The sequence below is a fragment of the Actinomyces sp. ZJ308 genome (assembly GCF_011752065.1).
In the GTDB taxonomy this organism is placed as follows: Bacteria; Actinomycetota; Actinomycetes; order Actinomycetales; family Actinomycetaceae; genus Actinomyces.
Window position 1 is genome coordinate 93,547 of the sequence record NZ_JAAIJY010000003.1, and the last position, 13,162, is coordinate 106,708.

Genomic DNA, 13,162 nt, shown 5'->3' on the forward strand with positions numbered 1-13,162 from the left:
GCCGCCGTCCTGCTCTGCGCCCCGCACGCCTCGGCCTGCGGGGCGCAGACTCATCGTGGGCCGAAGCGCTCTCCGGCTCGGCTAGAGTGAGGACCGACGTCATCCCCGAGAACCATCCTGCCCGCCACAAGGACTTCCGTGCCCCCGAGCCCAGCCACCCCCGACCCGCGTGAAGCGGAGGAGCGCCCCGCCCTCATTCTGGCCAACCTCGGCACCCCGGCCGAACCGACCCCCAAGGCGGTCCGCTCCTTCCTGCGGGAGTTCCTCTCCGACCGGCGTGTCATCGAGATGCACCCCCTCCTGTGGCGCCCCGTCCTGGAAGGCATCATCCTGCGGGTGCGTCCGCGCGCATCGGCCGCCAAGTACGCCACCGTTTGGCGCCCCGGTCAGGAGACCAGCCGTTCCGGCTCCCCGCTCATGCACTACAGCGAGCGCCAGTGCGAGCTTCTTCAGCGTGAGCTGGGCGAGGCGGTCCAGGTCCGCATCGCCATGCGCTACGGCCGGCCGTCCCTGCGGCACGTCATGGGCGAGCTCATGGAGGCCGGCTGCCGCCGGATCGCCCTCATCTCGCTCTACCCGCAGTACGCCGCCTCCTCGGCGGGCACCGTCGTCGACGAGGCCGCCCGCTTCATCCTGGGCTCCCGCAACCAGCCCGAGCTGCGCACCATCCGCTCCTTCGAGGCGGCCCCTGCCTACATCGAGGCCCTCGCCACCGCCCTGGAGCGGCACTGGCAGGCCCACGGGCGCCTCGACCCGGCCGCCGGCGAGCGTCTCCTGCTGTCCTTCCACTCCATCCCCCAGGCCATGCACGACGCCGGAGACCCCTACCGAGCCGAGTGCGAGCGCACCGTCGAGCTCCTCTCACGCAGGCTCGACCTGCCCGACGGGCTCGCCCGGCTCACCTTCCAGTCCGTCTTCGGGCCCGCCGCCTGGATCGGGCCCGCCACCATCGACACGGTCGGCGAGCTGGGGCGTGCCGGCTGTCCGCGTCTTGACGTCATCTGCCCCGGCTTCTTCTCCGACTGCCTGGAGACCCTTGAGGAGATCGACCAGCTCAACCGCGAGACCTTCACCACTGCCGGAGGCGGCACCTTCCACTACATCCCCTGGGGAAACGACTCCGCCGGCGCCATCGCCACCCTGGCTGAACAGGCAAAAAACGTGCTGGCCGGGTGGATCTGAGCGGGAGGAGGCCCTGCTGCACCCGGCTACGTCGTCGGCTCCGGCAGCAGGTCTCAGCACCAGAGACCACAACGCCTCATCGGGGGAACGGCCGCATGGGGCGGTATGGTGACGTTATCAGCCCCGATTCTGTAAGGAAGTCGCCGTGCATCTTGAGTGGTGGTCCGTCCTGCCCTTCGCGGGCATGCTCGCCTGTATCGCCGTCCTGCCGCTGATCCCGGCCACGGCGCACTGGTGGGAGAAGCACTCCAGCCAGCTGCTCGTCTCCGTGAGCCTGGGCGTGCCCGTGGCCGCCTGGATGTGGGTCGCCGGTGGCTGGCAGGTCGTCTTCGCCTCCGTGGTCGAGTACCTCCAGTTCATCTGCCTTCTGCTGTCCCTGTTCGTCGTCTCCGGCGGGATCTTCCTCAAGGGCGACATCCGCGCCACTCCCCGCAACAACACGATCTTCCTGGCGATCGGCGGAGTCATCGCCTCCTTCGTCGGCACCACCGGCGCCGCCATGCTCCTCATCCGGCCCCTGCTGGCCACCAACAAGGAGCGCCGCTACCGTGTGCACACGGTGCTCTACACGATCTTCATCGTGGCCAACTGCGGCGGCCTGCTCACCCCGCTGGGCGACCCGCCCCTGTTCCTGGGCTTCCTGCGCGGCGTGCCCTTCACCTGGACCTTCAACCTCCTGCGCGAGTACCTCTTCGTCAACATCATGCTGCTGGTGAGCTACTACGCCCTGGACTCCTACTACTACTCCCAGGAGCCCGCCAAGTCCGTGCACGACGACGACACCGAGATCGAGCCCCTCGGCCTGAAGGGCTCACTCAACTTCATCTTCTTCGCCGTCATCATCGCCGCCGTCGCCTTCGCCCCCTCCATCGACGTCGAGGCTATCGAGCATGGGCAGGCCGTCCTGGGAGACTGGGTCCCCGTGCGCGAGATCATCATGCTCTCGGCCGCGGCCGGCTCCTACTTCCTGGGCAGCCGGGAGGTCCGCTTCAAGGACAACCAGTTCACCTGGGGCCCCATCGCCGAGGTCGCGATCCTGTTCGTCGGCATCTTCCTCACCATGATCCCGGCCCTGCACTACCTCGACGAGGTCGCTGGATCACTGCCCCTCAACGAGGTCACCTTCTTCGTCTTCACCGGCGGACTCTCCTCCGTCCTGGACAACGCCCCCACCTACGCCACCTTCTTCGAGATGGCCGGGCAGGTCACCCACCCCGGTGGGGCCACCGTGGCCGGGGTCCCCGAGATCTACCTCGTGTCCATCTCGCTGGGCGCCGTCCTGTGCGGCGCCATCACCTACATCGGCAACGGGCCGAACTTCATGGTCAAGTCCGTGGCCGAGTCCGATGGCGTCGAGATGCCCAGCTTCGGCGGCTACGTGGGCCGCACCATGAAGCACCTGGTCCCGGTCATCGCCGCCATGGTCCTGCTCTTCATCGCCCCGGGCACTCTGTGGAAGGTCCTGGGCGGGGTGCTGACCGTGGTGCTCCTGGGGCTCGACGCCCGTCTGCTGTCCCAGTCGCGTCGCCTGGCCCTGGCCGACCAGTCCGAGAGCTCCGAGAACAAGGGCTGAGCCGGCTGGCCGGCTCAGTGCGTGCCGGGAGCGGTCACGAAGTCGATGAGCTCCTCCATGCGGCCCAGCAGGCTCGGCTCAAGGTCCTTGTAGGAGCGCACCGTCGCCAGGATGCGCTGCCAGCCCCGGGCGACGTCGGCCTGGGTGGCGTGCGGCCAGCCCAGGGCCTCCAGGGTCCCGTGCTTGATGTCGGTGCCCCGCGGGATGTCCGGCCAGCGCTTCAGCCCCACCCGGGACGGTTTGACCGCCTGCCACACGTCCACGTACGGGTGCCCCAGGACCAGCACGTTCTCCCCGCCGGGCATCTCGGCCACCCGCTGCGCGATCCGAGACTCCTTGGAGCCGGCCACCAGGTGGTCCACGAGGACCCCCGCCCGCCGCTCAGGCGCCGGACCGAACTCGGCCATGACCTCCTTGAGGTTATCGACGCCGTCGAGCATGAGGACCACGACGCCCTCATGGCGCAGGTCATCGCCCCAGACCTTCTCCACCAGCTCGGCGTCGTGCTTGCCCTCCACCCAGATGCGTGAGGCGCGCGCCACCTTGGCCCGCTCGCCCTCGACGGCGTAGGAGCCCGAGGCCGTCAGCCGGCGCCCGGCCGCGCTCACCGGCCCCGAGGGCTTGCGCTTGCGCGCCACGGGCGGATCCAGGATGACTGGACGGCCCTCGATCCAGAAGCCGGGCCCCAGGGCGAAGCCGCGGCGCGTTCCGTGACGGTCCTCCAGGACCACGACGTGCTGGCCACCGGACTTCTCCACCGCCACCGCGGCACCGACGAAACCGGTCTGTCGGTCCTCGACCACCAGGCCCGCTGAGACCGGCACATGCACCGACTCCGGGCGCACGGCGCCGGGCCCCGTCCGGTGAGGGTTAACCGACAGGACGTCCCCGCCGTAGCGGTCGCCCGCCGACGGCCTCCGGGCAGCGCCGCCGTCGGAGCGCGCACCGGCCGGAGCGCGCTGCGCCTGCTGCTTCTGCTCGGCCTCGGCACGGGCCCTCAGGGCGGCGCGGCGGGCGGCGGTCGAGCCGGGGACGGGGGAGCGGTACGGGGTGGGCGTGTTCACCCTCGGCACGGTAGGGGAAACTCACGGCCCGGAGACGTTGGACCCGCCGGGCCACGGCGTAGGATGGCACTCGCGTGGGGTGAGTGCTAATCGCTTGCCGACACGCACCGGCACCACATCGATCGTGTCCAGGCAGTGACGGGAGGAGGACCCATGGCCAACGACCGACGTCTCAAGGTCCTGTCCGCCATCGTCACCGACTACGTGCGCACGCGCGAGCCCGTGGGCTCCAAGGCCCTCGTGGAGCGCTACCGCCTGGGCGTGTCCCCGGCGACCATCCGCAACGACATGGCGGCTCTGGAGGATGAGGGCTACATCCACCAGCCGCACACCTCCGCCGGACGCGTCCCCACCCAGAAGGGCTACCGGCTCTTCGTCGACGAGGTCGCCCGCATCAAGCCCCTGTCCGCTCCCGAGCGCGCCGCCATCACCGCGCTCCTGTCCGGGGCGGTCGACCTGGAGCAGGTCGTGGCCCGCACGGTGCGGGCGCTGGCCCAGCTGACCGGCCAGCTCGCCGTCGTGGAGTACCCCAGCCTCAGGTACGCCGCCCTCCAGCACCTCGAGCTCGTGGCCCTGGGGCCCGAGCGCGTCCTGCTGGTCATCATCACCGACACCGGCCGGGTCGACCAGCGCACCGTGACCCTGAGGTCCAGGGGCGGCTCAGGGGCGCGTCACGACAACGGCTTCGACATCGCCGACGTTGTCGACCCCCTCGTCCTGGAGCGGCTGCGCACCCGTCTCAACAGCGCCCTCGTGGGCCGCCGCGCCGCCGACGTCGCCCCGATCCTGGCCTCCCTGGCCGATCAGGCGCCCGCCGAGGAGCGGTTCCTGCTCGAGGCCGTGTCCGACGAGCTCATCGCCGCGCTGCGCCCCGACGCCGAGGAGAGGCTCGTCGTCGCCGGAACCGCCAACCTGGCTCGCGCCACCCCGGACTTCTCCTCCCTGGGGCCCCTCCTGGACGCCGTCGAGGAGCAGGTGGTGCTGCTGCGCCTGTTCACCTCCGATGACGCCCCGACCGGCGAGAACCGGATGCGCGTGAGCATCGGCTCGGAGAACAACGACGACGCCCTGGCCGAGGCCTCCGTCGTCACCACCACCTACGGGCCGGGAACCGGCGAGGCCGTCGCCCACCTCGGGGTCATCGGCCCCACCCGCATGGACTACCCGGCCACCATGACCGCCGTGCGGGCCGTGGCCCGCTACCTGTCCAGGTTCCTCTCCCCGCCGGAGACGTGAGACCCGGCAGGCCCGGGCCCGCCCCAGAGCGATTCGGTCAAGCACGTGAGTAGACATCTTCAGACAACCACCGCATGAGTCGTAGCTGTAAAGGAAGAACGCAGTGAGCAACTACTACGAGGTCCTGGGCGTCAGCCGTGACGCCACCTCCGAGGAGATCAAGAGGGCCTACCGCAAGAAGGCCCGCCAGCTGCACCCCGACGTCGCCGGCCCCGGCCACGAGGAGGAGTTCAAGGAGGTCTCCACCGCCTACGAGGTCCTCTCCGACCCCGACAAGCGCCAGATGTACGACCTGGGCGGGGAGGACGCGGTGCGCGGGGGCGCAGGATTCGGCGGCGGCTTCGCCGGTGCCGACTTCGGTGACCTGGGCGGTATCTTCCAGTCCTTCTTCGGCGGGGGAGCGGCCAGCCGCGGACCGGCCTCCCGGGCCAGGCGTGGTCAGGACTCCCTCGTGGCCGTGGACGTGGAGCTCTCCGACGTGGCCTTCGGGGCCACCCGCTCCGTTCCCATCGACACCTACGTCACCTGCACCGCCTGCGAGGGCTCGTGCTGCGCCCCGGGCACCGAGCCGGTCACCTGCTCCCAGTGCAACGGCGTCGGCAACGTCCAGCGCATGACCCGCACCCTGCTGGGACAGGTGATGACCTCCTCGCCGTGCCCGGGCTGCCAGGGCTACGGCACCGTCATCGTCACCCCCTGCAAGGACTGCTCCGGCGAGGGGCGCACCCGCGTGCGCCAGGACCTGGAGGTCTCCATCCCCGCCGGGGTGTCCACCGGCACCCGCATCCGCATGTCCGGGCGCGGCGAGGCCGGCCCGGCCGGCGGCCCCAACGGCGACCTCTACCTGGAGATCCACGAGAAGCCGCACGAGTTCCTCGAGCGCGACGGCGACGACCTCTACACCGAGCTGCGCGTCCCCATGACCGCGGCAGCTCTGGGCGCCGTCTTCCCGCTGCAGACCCTCGACGGTGAGCAGAACGTCACCGTCAAGGCCGGCAGCCAGCCCGGCGACGAGGTCGTGCTCGACGGCCTGGGCGTGGGGCGGCTGCGCCGCAAGGGCCGCGGGGACCTGCACGTGTCCATCGTGGTGGAGACCCCCACGCGCCTGGACGAGCGCCAGCGCGAGCTGCTGACCGAGCTGGCCCGCCTGCGCGGGGAGGACGACGTCGAGCCCGTGCGCGACTCCAGCGTCATGGGCAAGCTCAAGGAGCGCTTCTCCGGGCGCTGAGGGCTACCGGGCCGCAGGGGACTCGGGCCAGTAGTGGGAGTTCGGGGTGGCCCGGGCCCCGAAGATCGCCTGGCCCACCCGCACGCAGGTGGAGCCGCCCTCGATCGCGGCCTCGAAGTCCCCGCTCATCCCCATCGACAGCAGGCCGTCGCCGACGGTGCCGGCCTGGAGTCCGGCGTCGCGCAGGTGGCGCATGACGCGGAAGCACTCGCGCACCCGCTCCGCGTCGTCGGTGTGGGCCGCCAGGGTCATGAGCCCGCGCACCCGCAGCGAGGAGTAGGCCGGAAGTGCGGCGAGGAAGGCGGCGACGTCGACCGGCTCCAACCCGAACTTGCTGGGCTCGCCCGAGGAGTTGACCTGCACGTAGACGTCCAGGGACCGCCCGGCCGCCTGCAGGCGCCGATCGAGGGCCTCGGCCAGGCGCAGAGAGTCCAGGGCCTGGAACTCGTCGGCGAAGGCGGCCACGTTCTTGGCCTTGTTGGTCTGCAGATGACCGATGACGGACCAGGAGATGCCCAGGTCCGCGAGGTTCTCGCTCTTGCGCTGGGCCTCCTGGACCTTGTTCTCGCCCATCTGGGTGATGCCCGCGGCGAAGGCGGTGCGCAGGCGCTCCTCGGGGACCGTCTTGGAGACCGGCAGCAGACGGATCTCGGCGGCGTCACGTCCCGCGCGCTCGGCGGCGGCGGCGATCCGGGCACGGATGGCCGCCAGGTTACGGCGGAAGTCCTCCACGGTGAGGGCGGCGGCATAGGCCGGTGTCGGGGCGGGCGAGGACTGCGGGGAGGCGGAGGCGGCTGAGGGCTCGGTCATATCTGCTGACGCTAGCACCGCCTGCGGCCGCCGGTTCGACACCGCCCGTAGGCTGGGGGCGTGACCGCACCCGTCTTCCTGTTCACGCCCGAGACCATCGAGCCCGCCGACGCCGCCGCGTCGGCCGCACCCGGCACCATCCTCATGCTCACCGGGCCCGAGGCCCGTCACGCCGTGACCGTCAGGCGCCTGCGGAGCCAGGAGCGCGTGGACCTCGTTGACGGGACCGGCCTGCGCCTGGTGTGCGAGGTGACCGGCGCCGGCGTCGGCGGGGCCAAGGACCGCCTGGCCGTGCGCGTCCTGGAGCGCATCGAGGAGCCGGCACCGCCGCTGAGGCTCACCCTTATCCAGGCCCTGGCCAAGGGTGGCCGCGACGAGCAGGCCGTCGAGACCGCTACCGAGGTCGGGGCGGAGCTGGTTCTGCCCTGGCAGGCTGAGCGCTGCGTGTCCGTGTGGCAGGGGGCCAAGCAGGCCAAGGGACGTCAGCGCTGGCAGGCCACCGCCCTCCAGGCCGCCAAGCAGGCCCGACGGGCCCGCGTGCCCGAGGTCGAGGCGGTCCGGGACACCCGGGCGCTGATTGACTGGGTGAGATGGACGGTTCGGGCAGGGGGAGTGGTGCTGGTCCTGCACGAGGAGGCGCGCACGCCCATCAGCACCGCGATGGAGGCGGTGCGCCTGCCCGCGTCGGGGGCTGCTCCGCTGGTGATGGCCGTCGTCGTGGGGCCCGAGGGCGGTATCAGTCCCGAGGAGACCGCGGCTCTGGAGGCTGCCGGAGCGACGACGGTGCGGCTCGGTCCCCACGTCATGCGTACTGCGTCCGCCGGCCCGGTGGCCCTGGCGGTCCTCGCCCACAGCAGCGGCCTGTGGGAGTAAGGCAGTGACGATGGTGACGATTCCGGTGGATGCCCATGTGAAGGAAGAACTGTGCAGACTGGCAGATGAACGTGGCATCAGTGTGGACGCGGTTGTTCGTGAGCTGCTTGCCCAGGCTCGTTGCGACGAGCGGTTCGCCGAGATGAGCGAGGCGATGGAGATGAACCCTCCCGACAGTTCCTATTTCGCAGAGCTACGCCACTGGGAGTCTGAGGCATGGGACTGATTGGAACTCATTCTGGGGAGTCTATGGTTGCTGTTGGTGTCCATGCGGCAGACATGACCAGCTCCTCAGTCGAGGTGACTGTCGGGCAGTCTTGGAGTCCTGCAGTTGTTACTCAGTTCGTAACCTCTCAGTGCTGCTCACATCCGCTGTGTGGACACTATGTGCTTCAAGCTAGCGCCTTCTCGAGTGTCTCACGCATGAACTCGCTGCGAGTCTCGCCTCGAGCCTCAGCCTTACGGTCTAGAGCGTCTCGGTGAGAGCGTGGGACTTTGAATGCGATGGTGACAAGTTCCTCGTCTGAGATTCGAGGCCTTCCTGGAGAAATGATGAACTCTCCTGGAGTTCCGGGGTAGTTCCCTCGTTCTGCTGCCTGAGCGAGGCTCTCAATCTCCTCGTCAGTGAGTGTGGCTCCGCTCTTCGTTCTGTAGGTGCTCATATTTCCTCCTTTCCAATCTTTAGCTCCTGAGCCATCTTGTGGGTGAGTCGCATGGCATGAAATATCAATAGGCTGCTGTCATCGAGCTCCACTCCAACCATCTCGAGTAGTCGTCCATGAGAGTCGGCTCCGGCTGCTGCGTAGTATTCAGGTGGGTCATAGTTCCTTCGGCGGACTGCGATGGCGCTGCGCCAGGCCGACTCGACGTCCTCGACCTGGATGTCGGGGTGACGGCGGGTGATGCGAGGGTGAACGGTGATCCTGTCCAACATCCGCGTAACCTTCTACGACACGTTTTGTTGAACAAAATTCTAGCACGTTCTGCTGTGGTGTCGCTTCCCAACGGGGCGGATCGCGGGCATGCTCTGTTCATGAGCGAGACGAGTGAGCGATGAGCCCGCGGGGGCGGCGGCCGGCGGGGAGTCCGGACACGCGTGAGGCCATCCTGGCGGCGGCCCGCGCCGCCTTCGCCCGCGACGGCTACCAGACCTCCCTGCGCGGTATCGCGCGCGACGCCGGGGTCGACCCTGCATTGGTCCACCACTACTTCCCGGATCGGGCCATGCTCTTCGCCAAGGCCATCATCGAGCCGTTCGCCGGCGTTCAGGCCGACCTGATGGGCCGGGCCGCCGCCATCACCGAGCTGGAGCCGGAGAAGTTGGGGGAGGGGATCGTGCGCTCCTTCATCACCCTGTGGGATGAGGCCGGCGCCGACCGCTTCACCGCCCTCATCCACGCCGTGCTCGGTCAGGGCGGCAACATCACCCCTTTTCGAGACTTCATCGCCGCCGGCATCCTTCAGCCCATCGTCACACGCTTCTGCTCCGACCGCCCCGAGCTGCGCGCCCAGCTCATTGCCAGTCAGGTCATCGGGCTGGGCATGACCCGGTGGGTTGCCCGGATGGACCACATCGCCGGACTCGATGCTGAGGCCGTTGCCGCACTCGTCGGCCCCACCATCCAGCGCTACGCCTTCGACGACCTGCCAGACGTCGCCGATCCCGCCTGAGGTCCGTTCCCACCGCGGCTTCCGGGTCGAATTTTGTCCACATGGGACGACTTTGAAGCCGCTTTTCCAGTGCTGATTAACTTTAAAACGCTCTGACCAGCGCAGATGTGAACCGCCTTGGCCGAGCGCTCCGTCAAAGTCGTCCCGTTTGGACAGTTTCACGCTCCTTCCTGCTCCTACGGCGCCCCCGGTGGGCCCGCCCGCGCAGGCTGATCCAGTCGCGCCTGCACAGTCCCCTGGACAGAAGGCCTGTCATAGACCTATATTCATCATATGATGAAAGGCGATGAAGGAGACGCGCCCCGAGAGTCGGGGGCCGGCAGCCAATCGCACGACTCAGCCCGGAAGACCAGCACTCCCGCGAGGCCCGCGTCGCCGGCCGTCACCACGACGGACCTGCGCGTGACCCGCGGAGGCAAGGAGATCCTCCACGGCCTGGACCTGAATTTGGAGCCCGGTACCATCACCGGCCTGCTCGGCCCCTCGGGCTGTGGCAAGACCACCTTCATGCGCACGCTCGTCGGCGTCCAGCACTACCGCGGACAGGTAAAGGTCCTCGGGCACGTCCCCGGCGCCTCCGCCGTGCGCGGCCGGGTCGGCTACGTCACCCAGGACCAGGCCGTCTACACCGACCTGACCGCCCGCCAGAACTTGCGCTACTTCGCCTCCCTGGCCGGCAGTCGGGCCCGCGACCTGGACGAGGTTCTCGACGTCGTCGGGCTGAGCGCCCTGGCCGACCGGCCCGTGGCCACCTACTCCGGAGGGGAGGCCGGGCGGGTGAGCCTGGCCTGCGCGCTCGTGGCTGACCCCGACCTGCTCGTCATGGACGAGCCGACCGTCGGCCTGGACCCCGTCACCCGCGAGGAGCTGTGGTCCACCTTCCATGCCCTGGCTGAGCGCGGTGCCACCCTCTTGGTCTCCAGCCACGTCATGGATGAGGCCTTCCGCTGCGACCAGGTTCTCCTCATGCGCCAGGGCCGCATCCTGGCCACCACCACCACCGTCGGCGACCTCCTGGCCAGCACCGGGGCGGAGACCGTGGACGCCGCCTTCCTGGCCGTCATCGCCGACTCCGAGGCCGCTCCTGCGCAGAAGGGAGGGCAGCACTGATGCACCTGCGCACCTACCTGGCCACCACCCGCCGCATCCTCACCCAGCTGCGCGCCGATCGGCGCACGGTCGGCCTCATCGCGATCGTGCCCGCGGCGCTGCTGACTCTGCTGTACTTCGTCTACCGCGACTACCCCGGCGCGGATCTGTTGTTCAACCGCATCGCCGTCTCCATGATGGCCATCCTGCCGATGGTCGTCATGTTCCTGGTCACCAGTGTCGCCATGCTGCGCGAGCGCGTCGGCGGCACTCTGGAGCGGCTGTGGACCACACCGATCCACCGGGCCGACCTCCTGTTCGGCTACGCCACCGCCTTCGCGCTGACGGCCGTCATCCAGTCACTCATCCTGTGCGCCGTGGCCGCGTGGGGGCTGGACGTGGACATCTCCGCCGCCTGGGGGTGGGTGGTGCTCACCGCCCTGGTCGACGCCTTCGTCGGGGTGTCCCTGGGGCTGCTGGTGTCGGCCTTCGCGCGCACCGAGTTCCAGGCCGTCCAGTTCATGCCCGTGGTCATCGCGCCTCAGCTCTTCCTGTGCGGGCTCCTGGTCAGTCGCGACCAGCTACCGCGCGCCCTGGAGGTGATCGGCGACGCCCTGCCCATGAGCTGGGCGGTCGACGCCGTCACCGAGCTGACCACGGCCAGCGAGCCGTCCGACGATTTCTTCCGATACCTGGCCTACCTGGTCTGCTTCGGCCTGGTGATCCTGGGAGTCGCGGCCTCCACCGTGCCGCGTAGGACCCGCTGATCAGGGATTGGACAGTAACGGCGGGCACGAGGACTGTGGGTCCTCGTGCCCGCTACCTGGTTCCGGGTGGGGTTAGGGTTGCCTCATGTGGATCGTCTTCGCCTGCGGCTCAGCACTTTTTGCCGGCATCACCGCTGTCCTGGCCAAGGAGGGGATCCGCACCACGGACTCGACCGTGGCCACGGCGCTGCGCACCTTCGTGGTGCTGGCCGGTGCCTGGGGCATGGTGTTCATCGTCGGATCGCAGGCTGATCTCACGCACCTGGACGCTCGTAGCACCGGACTGCTGGTGCTCTCAGGGTTGGCGACCGGAGCCTCCTGGTTGTGCTACTTCAAGGCGCTCCAGCTCGGCAACGTCAGCAAGGTCGTCCCGATCGACAAGCTGAGCACCGTGCTGACGGTGCTGCTCGCCCTCATCTTCCTGGGGGAGAGGGTGAGCCTTATCGGGGCGCTCGGGGTCGTGCTCATTACGGTGGGGACGCTGCTGATGCTCGACGCCGATGACCTGCGCGGCCTGCCCCGTGCGGTTCGCGACGGCGGGGGCTGGCTGCTCTACGCGCTCGGTTCAGCCTTCTTCGCGGCGCTCACCGCGATCCTCGGCAAGGCCGGTATCACTGGGGTGGAGTCGAACCTCGGCACCGCGATCCGTACCGGGGTGGTTCTAGTGATGGCCTGGCTGATGGTTGCCATCACCGGGAAGCTCCACGAGGTCCGCAGTGTGCCGCGCGGGGAGCTCGGCTTCGTCCTGGCCTCCGGGGCTGCGACGTGCGCCTCGTGGCTCTGCTACTACCGGGCTCTCCAGGACGGCCCCGCCAGCGTGGTCGTCCCCATCGACAAGCTGAGCGTGCTCGTGACCGTCCTCTTCTCCGCCCTTGTCCTGCGAGAGGTTGTCGGTAAGCGCTACCTTGTTGGGCTAGCCCTGCTCATCGGTGGGACTCTCGCGATGGTGGTTCTCTGAGTCCTTGCAACCAAGAGCCTCGATGCCGGAGTGAGGAAGAACCGGTCGCTGGGACCTTGGTACTTGGTGCCTCCACTTAGTGTCTTAGTGCCTCGTCTTGGTGCCCTGACTTAGTAACTTAGTGCTTCGACTTGGTGCCTTGTGGAGCCGACTTACAGACTCAACTTAGTGATCCGACTTGATGACTTGGTGACTCAACACGCTGACTGATCTCTGCAGAACCGTGCCTGGGTGGGTATACCGCTGCCTTCATGCGATCGAACCAATACCTCGCTGGTCGACATACCCAGGCCGGACGGTAGACAACATCCTGTTGTCTACCGTCTACTTAATTTGCTTACGGCTCAGCCTTCTTCACTGCGTTCTCCGCGATCTTCGGCAACACCTGCGTCGCTGGATAGCGGGGTGAACCTTGGTACTGCGATTCGTACCGGGGTGGTGCTGGTGATGGCCTGGGTGATGGTTGCCGTCACCGGGAAGCTCCACGAGGTTCGCAGTGTGCCGTGTGGGGAGCTCGGCTTCGTTCTGGCGTCCGGGGCTGCGACGTGCGCCTCCTGACTCTGCTACTACCGGGCCCTCCAGCTCGGCAATGTCAGCAAGGTCGTCCCCATCGACAAACTGAGTGTGCTCGTCACTGTCCTCTCATCCGTCTTCGTCCTGCGGGAAGCCGTCAGGAGACGTTACCTCGTCATGCTGAGAACGCCGTAGGTG

The 13,162-nt window shown here is 68.5% G+C and carries 14 protein-coding genes and 1 pseudogene; 11 read left to right on the forward strand and 4 right to left on the reverse strand.

Annotated elements, in window-relative coordinates; translation table 11 throughout:
• The first annotated feature begins 138 nt into the window (after positions 1-138).
• Complete coding sequence (gene hemH, locus HCR68_RS02340; RefSeq protein WP_167145810.1) at positions 139-1,182, forward strand: ferrochelatase; 1,044 nt, start codon at positions 139-141, stop codon at positions 1,180-1,182.
• A gap of 145 nt (positions 1,183-1,327) precedes the next feature.
• A complete protein-coding gene (locus HCR68_RS02345) occupies positions 1,328-2,755 on the forward strand; it encodes a sodium:proton antiporter (RefSeq protein WP_167145812.1) in 1,428 nt (475 codons plus the stop codon).
• Between the two features lie 14 nt (positions 2,756-2,769).
• On the opposite strand, the gene HCR68_RS02350 is transcribed toward HCR68_RS02345, so the two are convergent.
• Positions 2,770-3,828: a DUF3097 domain-containing protein gene (locus HCR68_RS02350; protein ID WP_167145814.1), complete on the reverse strand. Its 1,059-nt coding sequence runs from the start codon at positions 3,826-3,828 to the stop codon at positions 2,770-2,772.
• 144 nt (positions 3,829-3,972) lie between these two features.
• Here HCR68_RS02350 and hrcA point away from each other — a divergent pair, with 144 nt between their 5' ends.
• Entirely contained in the window at positions 3,973-5,055 is a 1,083-nt protein-coding gene (gene hrcA / locus HCR68_RS02355; protein WP_167145816.1) for a heat-inducible transcriptional repressor HrcA, read from the forward strand.
• A 103-nt stretch (positions 5,056-5,158) separates the two neighbouring features.
• Entirely contained in the window at positions 5,159-6,283 is a 1,125-nt protein-coding gene (gene dnaJ, locus HCR68_RS02360; protein ID WP_167145817.1) for a molecular chaperone DnaJ, read from the forward strand.
• Between the two features lie 3 nt (positions 6,284-6,286).
• Here dnaJ and HCR68_RS02365 read toward each other — a convergent pair whose 3' ends face one another.
• Positions 6,287-7,093 carry a YggS family pyridoxal phosphate-dependent enzyme gene (locus HCR68_RS02365; protein WP_167145819.1) on the reverse strand — a complete coding sequence of 269 codons (807 nt, stop codon included), beginning with the start codon at positions 7,091-7,093 and terminating at the stop codon, positions 6,287-6,289.
• Positions 7,094-7,153: 60 nt separating this feature from the next.
• Between HCR68_RS02365 and HCR68_RS02370 the strand changes: the two genes are divergently transcribed.
• Both HCR68_RS02370 and HCR68_RS02375 read left to right on the forward strand, forming a co-directional pair.
• Positions 7,154-7,966, forward strand: coding sequence for a 16S rRNA (uracil(1498)-N(3))-methyltransferase (locus tag HCR68_RS02370; protein ID WP_167145821.1), 813 nt, complete (start codon positions 7,154-7,156; stop codon positions 7,964-7,966).
• Between the two features lie 10 nt (positions 7,967-7,976).
• Positions 7,977-8,192 carry a hypothetical protein gene (locus tag HCR68_RS02375; protein WP_167145823.1) on the forward strand — a complete coding sequence of 72 codons (216 nt, stop codon included), beginning with the start codon at positions 7,977-7,979 and terminating at the stop codon, positions 8,190-8,192.
• Between the two features lie 166 nt (positions 8,193-8,358).
• Here HCR68_RS02375 and HCR68_RS02380 read toward each other — a convergent pair whose 3' ends face one another.
• Both HCR68_RS02380 and HCR68_RS02385 read right to left on the reverse strand, forming a co-directional pair.
• Positions 8,359-8,628, reverse strand: a complete 270-nt coding sequence (locus HCR68_RS02380; RefSeq protein WP_167145825.1) for a CopG family transcriptional regulator — start codon at positions 8,626-8,628, stop codon at positions 8,359-8,361.
• Entirely contained in the window at positions 8,625-8,900 is a 276-nt protein-coding gene (locus tag HCR68_RS02385; RefSeq protein WP_167145827.1) for a hypothetical protein, read from the reverse strand. Before HCR68_RS02385 ends, HCR68_RS02380 begins: the two co-directional genes overlap by 4 nt.
• A gap of 119 nt (positions 8,901-9,019) precedes the next feature.
• On the opposite strand from HCR68_RS02385, the gene HCR68_RS02390 reads away from it, so the two are divergent.
• From HCR68_RS02390 to HCR68_RS14125, 5 genes and pseudogenes are all read left to right on the forward strand, one after another.
• On the forward strand, positions 9,020-9,637 hold the full coding sequence (locus tag HCR68_RS02390; RefSeq protein ID WP_167145829.1) for a TetR family transcriptional regulator: 618 nt from the start codon (positions 9,020-9,022) through the stop codon (positions 9,635-9,637).
• Positions 9,638-9,910: 273 nt separating this feature from the next.
• Positions 9,911-10,747, forward strand: coding sequence for an ABC transporter ATP-binding protein (locus tag HCR68_RS02395; RefSeq protein WP_243858883.1), 837 nt, complete (start codon positions 9,911-9,913; stop codon positions 10,745-10,747).
• The gene (locus tag HCR68_RS02400; RefSeq protein WP_167145833.1) at positions 10,747-11,493 is read left to right on the forward strand and encodes an ABC transporter permease; all 747 of its coding nucleotides are present in this window, start codon (positions 10,747-10,749) and stop codon (positions 11,491-11,493) included. Before HCR68_RS02395 ends, HCR68_RS02400 begins: the two co-directional genes overlap by 1 nt.
• 85 nt (positions 11,494-11,578) lie before the next feature.
• Positions 11,579-12,451 carry an EamA family transporter gene (locus HCR68_RS02405; RefSeq protein WP_167145835.1) on the forward strand — a complete coding sequence of 291 codons (873 nt, stop codon included), beginning with the start codon at positions 11,579-11,581 and terminating at the stop codon, positions 12,449-12,451.
• Between the two features lie 332 nt (positions 12,452-12,783).
• A pseudogene (locus HCR68_RS14125) lies at positions 12,784-13,159 on the forward strand (EamA family transporter); the annotation flags it as partial.
• Positions 13,160-13,162: the final 3 nt, after the last annotated feature.